This is a genomic window from Segatella copri (assembly GCF_015074785.1).
Classification (GTDB): Bacteria; Bacteroidota; Bacteroidia; order Bacteroidales; family Bacteroidaceae; genus Prevotella.
Genome location: NZ_CP042464.1, coordinates 2,417,298 through 2,434,229, shown reverse-complemented (window position 1 = coordinate 2,434,229; position 16,932 = coordinate 2,417,298). Strand labels below are relative to the sequence as shown.

Annotated in this window: 10 protein-coding genes, 1 tRNA gene and 1 pseudogene; 8 read left to right on the top strand and 4 right to left on the bottom strand. The window is 43.8% G+C overall.

The annotated features are described in order from the left end of the window. Genes FO447_RS10385 through FO447_RS10375 form a run of 3 tightly spaced genes read left to right on the top strand, consistent with a single transcriptional unit; the run spans position 1 to position 3,372 of the window. On the top strand, positions 1–879 hold the full coding sequence (locus tag FO447_RS10385; RefSeq protein WP_200756236.1) for a zinc-binding metallopeptidase: 879 nt from the start codon (positions 1–3) through the stop codon (positions 877–879). A gap of 13 nt (positions 880–892) precedes the next feature. Further along, positions 893–2,191 (top strand): DUF4302 domain-containing protein, encoded by a 1,299-nt coding sequence (locus tag FO447_RS10380; protein ID WP_200756235.1) that lies wholly within the window; start codon positions 893–895, stop codon positions 2,189–2,191. A 38-nt stretch (positions 2,192–2,229) separates the two neighbouring features. Continuing rightward, entirely contained in the window at positions 2,230–3,372 is a 1,143-nt protein-coding gene (locus tag FO447_RS10375) for a BACON domain-containing protein (RefSeq protein ID WP_200756234.1), read from the top strand. A gap of 891 nt (positions 3,373–4,263) precedes the next feature. On the opposite strand, the gene FO447_RS10370 is transcribed toward FO447_RS10375, so the two are convergent. Next, entirely contained in the window at positions 4,264–5,505 is a 1,242-nt protein-coding gene (locus FO447_RS10370; RefSeq protein ID WP_118066478.1) for an ATP-binding protein, read from the bottom strand. 1,073 nt (positions 5,506–6,578) lie between these two features. Continuing rightward, positions 6,579–7,112, bottom strand: a complete 534-nt coding sequence (locus tag FO447_RS10365; RefSeq protein ID WP_200756233.1) for an outer membrane beta-barrel protein — start codon at positions 7,110–7,112, stop codon at positions 6,579–6,581. Between the two features lie 172 nt (positions 7,113–7,284). On the opposite strand from FO447_RS10365, the pseudogene FO447_RS10360 reads away from it, so the two are divergent. The 3 genes and pseudogenes from FO447_RS10360 (at position 7,285) to FO447_RS10350 (ending at position 10,955) form a co-directional block, all read left to right on the top strand. Continuing rightward, a pseudogene (locus tag FO447_RS10360) lies at positions 7,285–8,270 on the top strand (IS982 family transposase). A 253-nt stretch (positions 8,271–8,523) separates the two neighbouring features. Next, positions 8,524–10,656, top strand: a complete 2,133-nt coding sequence (locus FO447_RS10355) for a Tex family protein (RefSeq protein ID WP_117693382.1) — start codon at positions 8,524–8,526, stop codon at positions 10,654–10,656. Between the two features lie 14 nt (positions 10,657–10,670). After that, a complete protein-coding gene (locus FO447_RS10350; protein ID WP_006848511.1) occupies positions 10,671–10,955 on the top strand; it encodes a hypothetical protein in 285 nt (94 codons plus the stop codon). A 111-nt stretch (positions 10,956–11,066) separates the two neighbouring features. Here FO447_RS10350 and FO447_RS10345 read toward each other — a convergent pair. After that, a tRNA-Leu gene (locus tag FO447_RS10345) sits at positions 11,067–11,148 on the bottom strand. A 184-nt stretch (positions 11,149–11,332) separates the two neighbouring features. Here FO447_RS10345 and FO447_RS10340 point away from each other — a divergent pair. Together FO447_RS10340 and FO447_RS10335 are read left to right on the top strand one after the other, a co-directional pair. Beyond that, positions 11,333–12,448, top strand: a complete 1,116-nt coding sequence (locus FO447_RS10340) for an SGNH/GDSL hydrolase family protein (protein ID WP_200756232.1) — start codon at positions 11,333–11,335, stop codon at positions 12,446–12,448. A 40-nt stretch (positions 12,449–12,488) separates the two neighbouring features. Then, the gene (locus FO447_RS10335; RefSeq protein ID WP_200756231.1) at positions 12,489–13,766 is read left to right on the top strand and encodes a histidine-type phosphatase; all 1,278 of its coding nucleotides are present in this window, start codon (positions 12,489–12,491) and stop codon (positions 13,764–13,766) included. A 236-nt stretch (positions 13,767–14,002) separates the two neighbouring features. Here the strand turns inward: FO447_RS10335 and FO447_RS10330 are convergent, their stop codons facing one another. Beyond that, the gene (locus FO447_RS10330; protein WP_234698982.1) at positions 14,003–16,864 is read right to left on the bottom strand and encodes a DNA gyrase/topoisomerase IV subunit A; all 2,862 of its coding nucleotides are present in this window, start codon (positions 16,862–16,864) and stop codon (positions 14,003–14,005) included. Positions 16,865–16,932 lie beyond the last annotated feature (68 nt).

Here is a 16,932-nt window from a genome sequence, read left to right as displayed (position 1 = left end):
ATGAAGAAATATATATTTATGTTTGCGCTGTCGGTGGCTGCTTTAGGTAGTTTTACTTCTTGTAGCGAGAGCGATTTGGATAAGGAAAGTATCTTTCAAGATAGCCAGGTAAAGGAGAATGATTTTGATAAGTGGATATACAAGAACTATACCTTGCCTTACAATATCAACTTGATGTATCGATTGCAGGATATAGAGTCAGATCATAATTATTCCTTGGCACCAGCTCAGTATGAAAAGTCGGTTGAGTTAGCGCATATTGTAAAGTATGCTTGGTTGGAGGCTTATGATGAAGTTGCCGGTGTAGATTTCACTCGCAAGTTTGTGCCAAAAATGCTGCATTTTGTAGGCTCAGCTGCATACGAGAACAATGGAACCATGATTCTGGGTACTGCAGAGGGTGGATTGAAAGTGACATTGTACTTGGTGAACAACTTGATGATAGACAGAGAATTTCTCAATCACTACTACTTCAAGACAATGCACCATGAGTTCTCTCATATTCTCCATCAGACAAAAAGTTACCCTACTGAGTATGATTTGATTTCTGAGAAAGATTATGTGAGCGGTGACTGGTATTTGATGAGCGATTCTGAGGCTCATCAGTTAGGCTTTGTTTCACCTTATGCCATGTGCGAGCCTCGTGAGGATATAGCTGAGGTTACCTCTATCTATATTACAAAGACTCCTGCCGAATGGCAGGCCATTATTGCTGATGCTGGCTCAGAGGGTGCTGATATTATCAATCAGAAACTTGAGATAGTAAAGAAATACATGGCCACATCTTGGGGCATTGATATGGATGAACTTCGCGATTGCGTACAGCGCCGACTCAATGACGTAGTAGATGGAAATGTAGATTTGGAATCACTCAAATAAAGATTATTGAATTATGAAAAAAATATATAGTTTTATCATCATGGCACTCATGTTGTGCGTTGGATTTGCCTCTTGTTCTCATGAGGAGGACGACCTGTTTGGTGAGTCTGCTGCACAGCGCTTGAACAAGAGTGTGGACAAGTACCAGAAGTTGCTCACCAGTAGTGAGAACGGATGGGTGATGGAGTTTTTGCCAAGTGATGGTTCCTATGGTGGATTTATTTATACGGCAAAGTTTGGCGATGAAGACGTATCAATGGCTAGCGACCTCACTTTGTATAGTGATACAGAGGAGTGGCCTGCTGGTACAGTGTTATCTTCTAAGTATTCTGTAAAGGCAGAGCAGGGCGTTATTCTTACGTTTGATACCTATAATCTGTTGTTCCATTTCTTCTCTGAGCCTCAAGGTTCTTCTGATGTAGATGGTTATGAGAGTGACTATGAGTTTACTTTCCTCAAAACTAGTGAGGATCAGGATACCATTTATCTTCGTGGTAAAAAGTATGAGAACATTCTCAAAATGTATAAGCTGAAGGATACTGATGCTGAGACTTTTATCAAGAAGACCATTGAGATGAGCGAAAATCTTTCAAAGGTAAACTATCAGTTCTTGAAGATAGGAAACAAAGAATATCCTGTGGATATTGAAGGAAAAACAATCTATATCAATGATATTGATAGTACAGACTTGGAGTTAAATGTACCAATGTTTTATACCCCAGAGGGCTTCCATTTTTACGAACCTATCAGCGTTGGTGGCAAGTCCTTCCAGTACTTCAAGTATGATGAAGCTACAGGCAATATCGTTGCAGATGATAATCAGAGTTCTATTGACCTTCCTTCTGCAACCGATCAGTTCCTTAATCCTAAACTCAATTGGAACTTTGATGGTGAAGACATGTGCGATGGTTTGAAGGAACTTTATGATAAACTGCCAGAAATGAGTTCTTCCTATACTTTCGAAGGCGCCTATATAGGAAAATCTACAGCTAGCTTCGATTTTGGCATGGGATATGATATGATTATTGGCATCAATTGGAATTTGGAACTTTTCGGCACTCAATTTAGTTCTTCAGCTAACTATGGCGTTGATTTGAGTTATGATGAAGCCGCTGGTGTTATCGGTATCAAGGGACTCGGTGAAGGTTCAGGTTTCACTTCGTCTAGTAAGAATAAAGTTGCGGCTCCATTCGTTGACTATATCCTTGACAACGCTCCATACAAAGCGACATTCAATGATGGCAAGATTAAGACTCAGGTAAAGTTGGAGAGTACAAAAGATCCTTCAGTATGGTTTACATTGAAGTTGTAGTACTCTGAACCGTAATAATATTTTAAAGAATTGAGATTATGAAGAAACTGAATATAATTTATATGCTGTTGGGATGTCTTTTGACATTTGTGGCATGTTCGGACGATGATTATACTCCAACAGTCTCTCCATTGAAGGTCACAGAATCTAGTGTTGCTTTCAATGCTAAAGGTGGTGATGGTGAGATTACAGTTGCTAGTTCTACGCCTATTGCTTCTGTAGAGAGTAGTGATGATTGGTGCGTGGTTTCTGCTGATGGTGATTATAAGGTGAAGGTGACCGTTGATGTTAATGAAGCTGTAGCTAGCCGTAATTCAATTGTTACCATCAAAGATCAGGGAGGCAATGAAACTCATATTTCCGTGACTCAATCTGGTTTGCTCTTCTTCCTAGATACTCATAAGGCTGTTTTTGCTGATGCGGCTGCTAAAGATTTCGTCAAGATGGTTCATAGTAATGAGGTCGCTTTAAGTGTGAATGAGGATGTAGATTGGCTAGAAGCAGTTGTGCAAGGTGATAGTATTGTTGTCAATACAAAAAGCAATGAAACAGGTGAAGTGCGTTCTGCTTATGTATATTGTACTTCTGGTCCACGAAAAGACTCTGTCCTTGTAGTTCAGGGTGAATCTAAGGATATCTTGGGCGATTACTATTTTGCTGGTCAGGATAAAAAGGGAAAGTTGATTTATATTTTGGGTAATTTAGCTAAAGGTAAGACAGCTAATACTTTGAAACTATCTTTTCCTGCGCTCAATGCTAGTATGGAAGTCCCTTATGATGAGGCTAATATGTCTTTCAAGTTCCTTTGCGGTCAGTATTTATGTGACTATGTAGAAAAGGATGAAGAGACTGGTGACGAGACAACTTCTTATATATACTCTGCTATTTGGGATACCAAAAAAGGAGGCTTTACATGGGGCGATAGCTATAGTATGGATGGTATCATCTATGGAGATCCGGAAAATGGTACGATTGTAGAATTTGCCGACAACGGTTCTTGGTCAGGATATAATGTTAGTGCTATTCGTTTTGAGATGTTTAGCAAGAAAGAGGCTGTTAAAGCTAATCGTATTGGAGCCTTAATCTCTTTCATTTATCCATTCATGCAAAAAATGAAGGATAATAATTCTGCTTCTCGTAAGTCGAATTTCGTGCCAGCCAACCTCTCTATTATCAAATAGTGAGGAAAGCATACGGAGTATACTTATATAATATCAAGGATTCTTTGTGAAAAGAATATTTAAAATCTCTCGTCTGGGGGCGTGCTCATTTAAGCACGCCCCTTATTTGTTGTTGCAGTATAAACTGTATTCCGGAATATTTTAATTTCAATATTCTTGCCTGAGTATCTCCACATTTTTAGATGCTGTTTTTATTGTCTGGGTGTATGCCCAATGGTTGTACAAGAGTGAATGCTATAGTTGTACAACTATAGGGTGTATGGTTGTACGACTATAGGGTGTATGGTTGTACAACTATAGGGTGTACGGTTGTACAACTATAGGGTGTTGCCACTAGGCTCGGCAGACCTGCAGACTGCAGTCGGCAGAGTTGCTGACTAGGCTCAGCAGGTCTGCTGAGCCTAGTGGAAATCTTCCCGAAACAGTCTCCTTGCACTTCTTATTCTAGGTCTTTGAATCTGTTCAAAAGCCTTCTTGTACCCTTATTTCTAGTAATTGCCGAAGTTTTTTATCAGTATGTAGCGATTATAGCCTAGTAATGGAAGAGTATTCTGCCGAGGAATAAGTTGGCTGTTAACCGGAAATAGTGTACTGGCGAATGAAGAACAGCTGACTAGCCGTACGCTCGCTAGTTGGCTGTTCTACTGCAACAGTCAGCGTAAATGCCTGTAAAAATGTTGTAAGTAAGGGATAAGGAAATACTCTTCACTCTTCACCTTTCCTTCGGAATCCCCAGTGTTTATGGGCGTTTCGAGGGGTGAAGAGTTTTTGGGCACTCTTCACCCACTCTTCACCACTCTTCACCTTAGCTGGTTCGGCGGAGGGTGTGTCATAATTTTAGACTTCCTTGCCATGGGATATGGTGAGGGAGCCTTTTTTTATAGTCGATGATTATAAGTCATTCAGCATGAAATCATAGATGCTCATGAAGAGTATACCATTTGCATCACGGTTACTGATGAGGCTTTCGCCCACAATGACGATTCGCTCGAAACCATCATCTATGCGGCGCAATGAGTTGATTTCTTGCTCTATCTTGTCTTGCGATGGCAGGCTGAGGGCCGACTGGATATAGCATCGGCGACTGCCCTTGTTGCACACGAAGTCTACCTCTAGTTGTTTGCGATAACTAGTGCCGTTTTCGTCTTTCCCATTCACTGTTACCACGCCTACATCCACATTGAATCCCTGTCTTCTCAGCTCGCAATATATCGCATTCTCCATGAGATGGGTCTTCTCTATTTGGCGAAAATTGATGAGTGCATTGCGCAGTCCTAAGTCGGTGAAGTAATACTTCATAGGAGTACTGATATATTTTCTTCCCTTCACGTCGTATCTCTTGGCTTCCTCTATAAGAAAGGCATCTGAGCAATAATCGATGTATGTTTTCAGAGTGGTAGAGCCAATGGATATATTTTTGTTGGTCTTGAATGTATTCGATAGTTTTTGAGGATTTACCAGTCCTCCTATGCCAGATGATAACATACAGAGAAGTTCTTCTAGCTCAGCATTGTTCTTGATGCGATTTCTGTTAAGAATGTCAATCAAGTAAGTTTCTTGCCAAAGGTCTTTAAGTACCCTAATCTTATCTTCATCTGTAGGTTGTAGGATGACAGGTGGCAGTCCGCCATATTGTAGATATTCTACCCAACCGCTCTCTTGGCTGCCTTGGTAGACAGACATGAATTCGGAGAAACTGAGTGGTGAAATATGAATCTGGTAGCCTCGACCTCTGAACTCGGTAATGATGTCCTTTGACAAGAACTTGGCGTTGCTGCCTGTAACATATACGTCAGCATTGGGGATATGGAGCAATCCATTCAGAACATCCTCAAAATCTTTCAGCATCTGCACCTCGTCCAAAAGGATATAATACATCCTACCGTCCTTGATGAGGCTCTTTACATACTGGTAGAACTTATCAGGGTCGCGATATACCTTATTGCCAAAGTCATCAAAAGCCATTTCTATGATGTGCTCTTTGTCTACACCATCTAGTTTGAGTTGTCTCTTGAATAAGTTGAATAGCAGGAAAGACTTTCCGCATCTTCTAATACCGGTGATGATTTTTACCAGTCCATTGTGTCTGCTATTGAGCAGTTGCTGTATGTATCTTTTGCGTTCGATGATCATAATCTATCTATATATATTGATTTAATTTTACGTTAGATTTTTGCGTAAATACGCATTTTTCTGCTGCAAAGATACGCTTTTTTGATGAATTTACAAAAGATTTTTGCGTAAATACGCATTTTTCTGCTGTAAAAAGCGTTTTTATAATCTGTTCTTGTTCCTTTACCCTTATTTCTAATAATTGCCAGAGATTTTTATCAGTATGTAGCGATTATAGCCTAGTTATGGAAGAATATTCTGCCGAGGAATAAGTTGGCTGTTAATCGGAAATAGTGTACTGGCGAATGAAGAACAGCTGACTAGCCGTACGCTCGCTAGTTGGCTGTTCTACTGCAACAGTCAGCGTAAATGCCTGTAAAAATGTTGTAAGTAAGGGATAAAGAAATACTCTTCACTCTTCACCTTTCCTTCGGAAACCCCAGTGTTTATGGGCGTTTCGAGGGGTGAAGAGTTCTTGGGCACTCTTCACCCACTCTTCACCACTCTTCACCTTAGCTGGTTCGGCGGAGGATGTGTCATAAATTTATGATTCACCCTTTTCTTGTTGTTTGAAGAGCTAGGATATGTTGTTGGATGAGTAAGGATATGTTGTTGGAAGAGTAAGAATATGTTGTTGGAAGAGATTGGATATGTTGTTGAGGCAGTCTGTATCTTCGGTCGCACAACAGCTGTTGTGCGCTTGCATAACAGCTGATATGCGCATGCACAACAGGTGATGTGCATGCGATGGTCAACTGTTATGCGCCAAACTATTATCCAGACTTATGGCGCACCCTCCTCAGGGACGCCTGGCGGTTTTGCATCTCTCCTTAACACCTAGCGGTCTTGCGCTGCAATTTACGCCTGTTGGTCTTTGGAATCGGTGAAGAGTGGTGAAGAGTGGGTGAAGAGTTGCTGCAAACTCTTCACCCCTCGGAATGCCGATAAACACAGGGGTTTCCGAAGGAAAGGTGAAGAGTGAAGAGTAAAAGCGTGCTCGCTTGCAGATAAAAAATGGAGCGCAAGCTGTTTCCAGAAAAGGAATCGCTTGCGCCCCTGATATTTTTGCTTATGAGTAAATGAGCATCCTAAGATTAGAACTTGTAGATAGCACCAAATGAAATGTTGCTTGCATCTACGTTAAGTCCGAATGTTGATGAGTTTTTACCTTGGTCAGGAGAAAAACCTTTGTAACCGAGGAAACCTACCTTTGTGATGAAGTTTACGTGGTCTGAAAGCTTAACAGCCAAACCTGGCTTGATGCCTACCTCGTAAGAATCGCCACCGCCCTTGCTGTAACTGCTGTAACCGATTGTACCTTCTACGAAGAGGTTAACCAACTTGGTTTCTACGGCTGTGTAACGTACGTAAGGAGCTACTCTAAATGTTGTAGATTCACCTACAGGAGAAAGCTTGCAAACTTCGCCCTTCTTGATACCAATCTCGAGACCAGCCTCCCACTTGTTGTTGAATTCGTAACCAATCTCAGGCATCAAGGTGTAAGCTGTCTTGCTGTCACCATCACCGATCTTGTTGCTGGAAATACCAGCAGTACCACCGATGTAAACCTGTGCGCTAGCGCAAACTGAAACGAGAGCCATAGCAAGGCTCAACATAATCTTCTTCATAATCAATCTTTTCTTTTAATTATTACTTTATTTTATCACTCTAATCAGGTAGCTTTTCAGCCCCTTTATTTATGATAGCAAAGCACACCTGAATATGCTCTGCACTCTCTAATTCGGTGGCAAAGATATAGGAAACCTGTTGGCGGAATTAAAAAACCGCCTGAAAATTAGTATATTTTTATGGAGAAAAAAGTTGTGCATCTCGTTGATTTTTAGTAACTTTGTAGTGTCCAATTATAAAGTTATATATTTCACGCTATGCACAACTTGTATGCAAATTTCGTAAAAATTCTTGAGATATGCAAGGATTTCTCCAAAAATTTAGTTAATGAGCTAGGAAATATTCCTCGCCCAGGAGTCGTACCACGTTTTTCAGACCTCGAAGTTGTTGCTTTGAGCTTGACAGCCGAGCATCTTAGCATCGACAGTGAAAACAACTTGTTCGATAGGCTGAAGGAGTATAAGGCAGATATGCCAAATCTGATTTCTCGACGCCAGTTCAATGACAGGCGAAAGTTCACTGCGGAACTATGTGAGAAGATTCGTAAGCGCATAGCGTCAAAGATGGATGGTGCAGAAGAATATTTCTGCATAGATTCCAAACCAATAGAGGTGTGTCGCTTGTCCAGAGGCTTGCGTTGCAAGATGAAAGGAACAGACGTAACAAACTCTCCTGCATTTGGCTATTGCGCTACTCAGAAGATATACTACTTTGGGTATAAACTCCACGCTGTCTGTGGGTTAAGTGGAGTTATCCACTCGTATGACCTGAGTCCAGCTAATGTTCATGACATTCATTTTCTTAAAGATGTAAAGTTTCAATTCCATGACTGTTGCATCCTTGGCGATCGAGCTTACCTCAGTGCGGAACTACAGCAAGACTTGTTTTCTTCTGTAGGCATCAAGTTGGAAGTTCCATATCGCTTGAACATGAAGAATTGGCGACCAACATTTAAGCCTTATGCTAAGGCGAGGAAGAGAATCGAGACAAATTTCTCTCAACTTTGTGATCACTTCATGCTCTTCCGAAACTATGCTAAGCAAACACTAGGACTGTTTACCCGAATCATCGGGAAAATCAGCGCATTTACAGTCTTGCAATATATTAATTATGTAAACAACAGACCGGTTGGCAGGGTTAAGTATGCGCTAAATTAATTCCGCCAACGGGTATAGGAAATAACTTGAAACTCAAAACGATTTCTCTGTTTTTCTTGCAAAACAAGCCGTATTGTTGATGTAAATCAAGAAAAAGCAGGTGTGCTGAATGTATCTAAAGCTGTTTTTGAAGAATAGCTACGATTTTTTAGTGAAACCGCCAAATAATATGAGGGAATATTTGGGCAAACCAACTTTTTTCTCTATCTTTGCATGAACAAACAGTTTGAATCTTATTTTATAAATATCATAAATGAATCAATTTACAAAGCTGATAGCAGCCCAGCTCAATCTGAAGGAGCAGGCTGTAGAAAATACTCTGGCGCTGCTCGAAGAGGGCTGCACCATTCCGTTTATCTCGCGATACCGCAAGGAGAAAACCGGTAATATGGACGAGGTAAACATTGAAGCCATCGCACAGGCTAACGAGAAACTCTCTGAGATGGCGAAGAGAAAAGAGACTATCCTCAAAACCATCGAGGAACAGGGAAAACTCTCGGATGAACTGAAAAAACGCATCGAACAGTGCTGGGATGCCACCGAACTGGAAGATATCTATCTTCCTTATAAGCCAAAGCGCCGCACACGTGCACAGATAGCACGTGAGGCAGGCTTGGAGCCTCTGGCACAGCTGCTCCTCTTCCAGCGTGAGCGCAATCCGGAACAGGCTGCCAGGAAGTTTGTGGGCGATAAGGTGAAGGATGTGGAGGCTGCACTTCAGGGAGCCAAGGACATCATCGCCGAAACCGTAAGCGAGAATGAGCAGAGCCGCAATCAGATTCGCGGTGAGTTCAGACGCGGTGCCATCATCACTTCTAAGGTGGTAGCCAAAAAGAAGGATGAGGAAGAGGCGCAGCGCTTCTCCGACTATTTCGATTTCTCTGAACCATTGAAGAAATGTTCTTCGCACCGACTGCTGGCTATGCGTAGAGGCGAGGCGGCAGGATTCTTGCGTGTCAGCATCTCGGCTGATGATGAGCAGTGTCAGGATAAACTGAAGCGCCACTATGTACATGGTTTCGGTGAGTGCCAGACGCTGGTGGGTGAAGCGGTAGATGATGCCTTTAAGCGACTGCTGAAGCCTAGCATTGAAACCGAATTTGCTGCGCTCAGTAAGCAGAAGGCGGATGAGGAGGCTATTGTGGTCTTCGCCGAAAACCTGCGCCAGCTTCTGTTGGCGGCTCCTCTCGGACAGAAACGCGTGATGGCGGTTGACCCGGGTTTTGCCAATGGTTGCAAGACTTGCTGTCTCGATGCGCAGGGTAATCTGATTCATCATGAAATCGTTTATCCTCATCCTCCCCGCAACAGGAAGAGCGAGGCTACGGCTGCCATCCAGCGCATGGTAAAGATGTATCAGGTGGAGGCAATGGCTGTAGGTAACGGTACGGCAAGCCGCGAAACCAGCGACTGGCTGCATAGTATCGATTTCGTTCATCCGGTAGATATCTATGTGGTGAGCGAGGATGGCGCTTCTATCTATTCGGCTTCGAAGATTGCAAGAGATGAGTTCCCGGATGAGGATGTTACCGTGCGTGGTGCTGTGAGCATCGGACGAAGACTGATGGATCCGCTTGCTGAGTTGGTGAAGATTGATCCGAAGAGCATCGGTGTGGGACAGTATCAGCATGATGTGGATCAGACTCAGTTGAAGAAGAGTCTGGATACTGTGGTGATGAGTTGCGTGAACTCGGTGGGTGTCAACCTGAATACCGCATCGCAGCATCTGCTGACCTATGTGAGCGGTTTGGGACCTACGCTTGCTAAGAATATCGTGGAATATCGCCGCGAGAATGGAGCCTTCGCTTCCCGTGCCCAGCTGAAGAAGGTGCCACGTCTGGGTCCTTCGGCCTTTGAGCAGTGTGCCGGCTTCCTCCGCATTCCTGGTGCTAAGAATCCTTTGGATAACAGTGCCGTTCATCCAGAGCGCTATGCGCTGGTAGAGCAGATGGCGAAAGATCAGGGCGTAACGGTGAAGCAACTGGTAGAAGACAAGGCGCTGCAGAAGAAGATTGATATCAGAAAATATGTGAGTGCCGAGGTGGGTATGCCTACTTTGACCGATATCATGGCTGAGCTTGACAAGCCGGGCTTGGATCCTCGTGGCGAGGTGGAGAAGTTTGAGTTTGATGCCAGCATCAAGGAGATAGAGGATTTGCAGGTAGGCATGGTTGTGCCGGGCATTGTTACCAACATTACCAAGTTTGGTGCCTTTGTAGATATAGGTGTCCACAACGATGGTCTGGTTCATGTATCCCAGATGTCAAACCGTTACATTCAGGATCCTTCTGAGGTGGTAAAGCTTCATGAGCATGTGATGGTGAGAGTGGCAGAAGTAGATTTGAAGCGCAAGCGCATCGCCTTGTCGATGAAGGGCGTGAAATAGAAAGGATATTCAGAATGAATCAGAATAATAATGGTGATGCTCTCTTGGCAGGGGGCATCACCAGAGATTGTATAGAGTCGGCATATTGCTTTATTCATCAGAAGCTCAGGGTTTTTGAATTTTCCACCAATCCTACGCAGCGTGATGATATAGAGTATGCCATCGCCCAGTATGTAGAGGGTATGAATCCGCAGCTCTATCTTCTTCTTTCTCAAGGCAGAACGGAATTCCTTCTAGACCATGTGAATTTTGAAAAAGATATGCGCGAGGCACAGGAAAAACTGGAAGGGATGATGTAGGTATCTCTCTGCTTAGGAGAAGAATCTGACAAAAAGGTGTAAAAAGACAGGTAGTTAGATAAAAAGAAAATGCTAAATAGTTATATATTAACTACTTAGCATTTTTTTTTGTGCGCCTGATAGGACTCGAACCTACACGGCCTAAACCACTAGATCCTAAGTCTAGCGCGTCTACCAATTTCGCCACAAGCGCATTCTTGGGTGCAAAGATACAATAATAATTTGAATAAAAAGAATAAAAATGAAAAAAATGATGGTTTTACTTGCTTTTTACGAGAAATAATGGTAATTTTGCAAACAGATACTGTTCTATTTTTATTTTGCAAAAAAACGAAGGCAGGACAGTAAGGACAGATAAAAACAATAATAACAGGAATATGAAAAAAGTATGGGTTATGATGCTGGCTACATTGATGGTTTCTTCCACGATGATGGCTGGAAATGTGAAGAAATCAACTACTCTTCCTATTGAGGGAGAGATCGTAAAGGCTTCTCATCCGATGATTCAGTATGTTGGGCGTGTGAGCTTTGCTAAGAATCCTGATGTAGCCAGTTTCAATTATCCGGGAACTACGATTGAGGCTAGTTTCCAAGGTTCTTCTCTGAAAATGCTGTGCCGCCCGAAGACTGGATATTTCATGGCACAGATTGACGGTTGCGAACCTTTCAAAGTGGGCTTTAATGCCGAACGCGATTCGGTTGTAACCCTGGCTGCGGCTTTGCCAAAGGGGGTGCATCATGCTAAGGTGATGTATGTGATAGAAGGCTTATTCCGTAAACCGGAATTCAGAGGATTTGTTCTTGATAAGGGATGTCATCTTGTTGAGGCTCCAGCTCTCCCGGAACGGAAGATTGAATTTATCGGAAATTCAATCACCTGCGGTTATGGCGTAGAAAGTATCAACAGGTCTGATCCTTTTGAAGATGAAACGGAGAACCATTGGCTTACTTATGCCAATATCGTAAGTGACAGTCTGAAGGCTCAGCATACTTCTATCTCCCGTAGTGGTATCGGTGTATATCGTAATTATAATGGGCCTAAGACGGGTGATGCCGATAACATGTCTTGGCAATATGAATATACTTTATTTGACCAGCATGATGAAAAATGGGATTTTGCCAAGTATCAGCCTCAGTTAGTCTGTATCAATCTGGGTACGAACGATCTTTCTACCAAGAATTATGATATTCAACTCTACGAGAAGAATTATCGCATGTTTCTTAAAACGGTACGTAGCAAGTATCCTCATGCAAAGATTGTGATGTTGACAGGTCCGATGCTCGGCGAGAAGGAGAGTAGCAAGCAGCGAACTGTGCTTGATAGAATCTGTGCTGATGCCAATAAAACCGATAAGAACATTTACCGTTTCGATTTCAGTTTCCAGAAAGGAGATTTAGGTTATGGCGCCAGCTGGCATCCTAGTATGTTGCAGCATCGGAAGATGGCGGCAGAATTGCTTCCGTTCTTGAGAAAACTGATGAATTGGAATTAAATGAGACTGTATGTTTCCCAAACAAAATTATATGATAACAATGAACACAAAGAATCTATTATTGTTGGCATCTCTTACATTGGCGATGCCTCTGACAGCACAGACTCCGCAAGAGGATTTCAAGCGGGATATAACGCTTTCGGGTAGTAACTATGTAGCTTATCGTGGTCCTCAGAAGCAGTTGACTGCGGCTCCAAAGGGTTATAAGCCTTTCTATCTGAGCCATTATGGGCGGCATGGTTCCCGCTATATGATAGGCAAGAAGGCTTATGATGTGCCTTATTTCTCTCTGCTCAAAGCGAAGCAGGAAGGCAAACTGACAGCTAAGGGCGAGGAAACGCTGGCTAAGGTGAAGATGATTCGTGAGGAGGCGAAGGGGCGCGATGGCGAACTGACTCCGCTCGGAGCTCTCCAGCATCAGGGTATTACCAGAAGAATGATGGAGCGATTCCCTGAGATTTTTGCCGGTAATACGAATATTGAGGCCCGAAGTACTTTGGTAATCCGATGTATCCTCTCTATGGAGAACGGTTTGCAGCAGATGCTGCGTATCAATCCGAAACTTCATATCTTCCATGATGCCAGCGAGCATGATATGTATTATATGAACCAGGGCGACCGATATCTGGACAGCTTGAAGAACAGCGCGGGTATCAAGGTGGCACAGCAGGAATTTGCACAGAAGCACGTTAGCTATAGCCGTGTGATGCAGGAACTGTTCAACGACCCTGCCTGGGTGAAGCAGAATATCAACCAGAGTGACCTGAACAGAAAACTCTATGAGATGGCAAGCTCAATCCAAGGTACGGAACTGAGAGGCAAGGTTTCGCTCTATGACCTCTTTACGGAGGAGGAACTGTATCAGAACTGGCTGAATGCCAACATCTGGTGGCAGATGGCTTACGGCAACTCGCCTTATACGGGCAATGTGCAGCCATTCTCCCAGCGCAATCTCTTGAGGAATATCATCCAGAAGGCGGATAGCTGCATCGCTCTTCCGCATCCGGGCGCTACATTGAGATATGGACACGATACGATGGTTACTCCGCTTACCTGTTTGCTGGATTTGAATGGATATGGCGAAGAGATTAAGGATCCGGAGAAGATTGCTTCTCAATGGTGGGATTATAAGATTACCCCGATGGCTACGAATTTGCAGTTTGTTTTTTATAGAAACAAGGCGAATGATGTGCTGGTGAAGGTGCTTTTGAATGAAGACGAGGCTACTTTGCCTATCAAGAGCGATGTGGCACCTTATTACCACTGGAATGACTTTAAGGAATACTGCCTGAAAAAGCTGGCGGGGTATAAAAGGTAAAAATGAAGGCTACTGACTGCTGGGGGGACAGGCGATGGAATCGCCTGGAACGGGGGCAGGAGGGGGACTGGCTTCTTTTTTGCTGAACGCGAAATGCTGAAACGCTAAAGCGCGAAATGCAAATGGCTAGATAATAAAAAAAAGGGCTTAAGCTTTTTGGGCTTAAGCTCCTTTTTTTATGATGGGCGCTTTTTTGCAGCTTTTCTTGCGCTTTTCTTGCTGCTTTTCTTTGCTTTTTATTGCTTCGATAACCAGTCTTTATCCTTCTGGTCTTCTTCGAAATCTTTTTCTGAGAAGAGGTTGGTCTGACCAGTCAGCTCGTCAATCACCTGTTGCTCGCTTTTTCCAGCATCTGGATCAAGGTTTTCACCTTCATTCTCTGAGTCAGAACCATCCTGTTCCTCATCATTATCCTCAGAAGGAGGTTCTGGGAATCGGGTTGGTTCCAGTTCCTCGATGCTTTCAATCTTCCATGTCGTGAGGCGCTTACCCTTTGCCTTGAAACTCTTCTGCGCAATGAACTGCTCGGCATCGATTTCTTCGGCAGGACGGATGGCATCCACACCGCCATAAGTAACCTTGATGCGTGGATAAACCGTATCGGTAAGCAAGATGAGCTTGCAGTTAGGGTTCTCGCCCATGAAATTCTGATGGCGCTTGGTGGCATCCATCGTGAATCGCTTGATGTATGGATATCCCTGATTGTCGGCATCGTAGAGGATAGCCGTCCATATCTTATGCTCATCCCATTTCTCTAAGCGGATGATGTTGTCCTCGTAGTGGTTGTTGACATCGAAATTGGTGATGTAGAATTCACCGTTGTCGAGTACAACCAAGATTGAATCATCATCATTGAATTCGCCCAGGAAGCGGCCGTTCTCATCGTAGTTGATGCGGTTTACGTCTGGGTCGAACCAAACCTTTCTGCCTCCTAACGTGCTGTGGCCGTGACTCTTCAGACCGATGCGTCGAATGGTGCGCTTGGTCAGGAGATTACCTTTGGCAGCACGTCCCTTGATCAGAATGTCTGAGAAATCCTTCTCCAGGAAGATGCTCTGGCGCTTCTTCGTCAGGTCTGGCTCCATCGTACACTTGATGATTTCTGCCTCTCCATTCGGGTTGGCGGTGAAATAGATGACGCGGCTGCCAGGTGTGCCCTGGGTGATGTCATACAACTTGTCGCGGGTCATGGCGGTTACATTGAATCGCTTGATGAAGTAATCGCCTTGCTTGCCGTCGCGGTAAACACAGTTGTAGATGGTGCGCTTATCGTTCTTCTTGAATACCTGTACATGGAGGATATTCTTACCGACGAATATCTTGTCTGCTACCTTGGTGACTTTAAACTTGCCATCCTTATAGAAGATGATGATGTCATCGAGGTCGGAGCAGTTGCATACGAATTCATCCTTCTTCAACCCTGTACCAACGAAACCTTCCTGACGGTTGATGTAGAGTTTCTGGTTAGCTTCTACCACCTTGGTAACCTCAATGGTATCAAAGTTTCTTATTTCTGTTTTGCGAGGATGGTTCTTTCCATATTTGCCCTTGAGATATTCAAACCAGTTGATGGTTACATCAGTCATGTGAGCCAGGTCGTTCTCAATCTCAGCAAGTTCAGCCTTAATCTTCATCAGCAGTTCGTCTGCCTTATCCTTATTATATTTAAGGATTCGCTGCATCTTGATTTCCAGGAGTTTGAGAATGTCCTCGCGGGTAATTTCCCGATGGAAGGCATATTCTACCATACCCTTACCGTCTACTTCGGCAGTAAAGAGTTTGTCCTTGAATGGCTCGAGTTTTGAATCGATGAAGGCAACAACCTCATCCTGACTCTTACTCTGCTCAAACTTTCGCTCCTTGTAGATACGTTCTTCGATGAAAATCCGTTCGAGTGAAGAGAAGAAGAGCTGCTCCTCCAATTCACCCTTTCTGATCATCAGTTCCTTGCGCAGCAATCCCATTGTGCGGTCTACGCTGTGGCGCAACACATCGCTGATGGTGAGGAAAACAGGCTTGTTGTCTTCGATGACACAACAGTTGGGCGAGATGTTGATTTCGCAATCACTGAATGCGTAGAGTGCGTCCATCGTTTTATCTGATGAGGTACCTGGTGCCAGATGCACAAGAATCTCAACATTTGCCGAAGTAACGTCGTCTACCTTGCGTGCCTTAATCTTACCCTTTTCTACCGCTTTGGTGATAGAATCGATGAGGCTGCCTGTAGTCTTGCTGAACGGTATCTCGCTGATAACAAGTGTCTTGTTGTCGAGCTTGTCTATCTTGGCTCTAACCTTCAATGCACCCCCTCGCTGTCCATCATTGTATTTGCTTACATCGATGGCACCGCCTGTAGGGAAGTCGGGATAGAGTTGGAATGGCTCGCCCTTGAGATAGTGGACGGCAGCATCGCAAATCTCATTGAAATTATGTGGCAAAACCTTACTGCTCAATCCCACGGCAATACCCTCGGCACCTTGTGCCAGGAGCAGCGGAAATTTGGCAGGGAGCGTGATTGGCTCCTTGTTTCTGCCATCATAAGAGAGTTGCCAGTCGGTAGTTTTAGGATTGAAAACCACGTCGAGAGCAAACTTAGAGAGGCGTGCCTCGATATATCGGGGAGCAGCAGCACGGTCGCCCGTAAGAATGTTTCCCCAGTTACCCTGCGTATCGATGAGCAGGTCTTTCTGTCCCATCTGTACCAAAGCATCTCCGATGGACGTATCGCCATGAGGGTGAAACTGCATGGTATGTCCCACGATATTGGCAACCTTGTTGTATCTTCCGTCATCCATGCGCTTCATAGAGTGGAGGATACGTCGCTGTACCGGTTTCAAACCATCCTCAATATGAGGAACGGCACGTTCGAGGATTACATACGATGCATAGTCGAGGAACCAGTTTTGATACATTCCGCTGAGGTGATGTACAGCAGAAGCATCGAATCGGTTCACCGGCTTATAATCGGAATGTTCTTCGGTCGAAATCTCCTCGTTGGCATCTTCTGCAGCATCCTGTTCAGATTCTGTAGAAGAATTTTCCAAATTTGGCGATTTTTCCTCTTCAAGACCATTTTTATCTTTAATTTCGTCGCTCATATATAGCTTTTAATACTTATTTTATTAATTTATGGCAAAAATACAACAATTTTTCGAGAAAAAAGAGT

Coding starts and splice junctions, on each gene's coding strand:
- FO447_RS10335 (WP_200756231.1), top strand. CDS start 12,489: ATGAACACAAAGAATCTATTATTGTTGGCATCTCTTACATTGGCGATG.
- FO447_RS10350 (WP_006848511.1), top strand. CDS start 10,671: ATGAATCAGAATAATAATGGTGATGCTCTCTTGGCAGGGGGCATCACC.
- FO447_RS10385 (WP_200756236.1), top strand. CDS start 1: ATGAAGAAATATATATTTATGTTTGCGCTGTCGGTGGCTGCTTTAGGT.
- FO447_RS10365 (WP_200756233.1), bottom strand. CDS start 7,112: ATGAAGAAGATTATGTTGAGCCTTGCTATGGCTCTCGTTTCAGTTTGC.
- FO447_RS10355 (WP_117693382.1), top strand. CDS start 8,524: ATGAATCAATTTACAAAGCTGATAGCAGCCCAGCTCAATCTGAAGGAG.
- FO447_RS10380 (WP_200756235.1), top strand. CDS start 893: ATGAAAAAAATATATAGTTTTATCATCATGGCACTCATGTTGTGCGTT.
- FO447_RS10370 (WP_118066478.1), bottom strand. CDS start 5,505: ATGATCATCGAACGCAAAAGATACATACAGCAACTGCTCAATAGCAGA.
- FO447_RS10330 (WP_234698982.1), bottom strand. CDS start 16,864: ATGAGCGACGAAATTAAAGATAAAAATGGTCTTGAAGAGGAAAAATCG.
- FO447_RS10340 (WP_200756232.1), top strand. CDS start 11,333: ATGAAAAAAGTATGGGTTATGATGCTGGCTACATTGATGGTTTCTTCC.
- FO447_RS10375 (WP_200756234.1), top strand. CDS start 2,230: ATGAAGAAACTGAATATAATTTATATGCTGTTGGGATGTCTTTTGACA.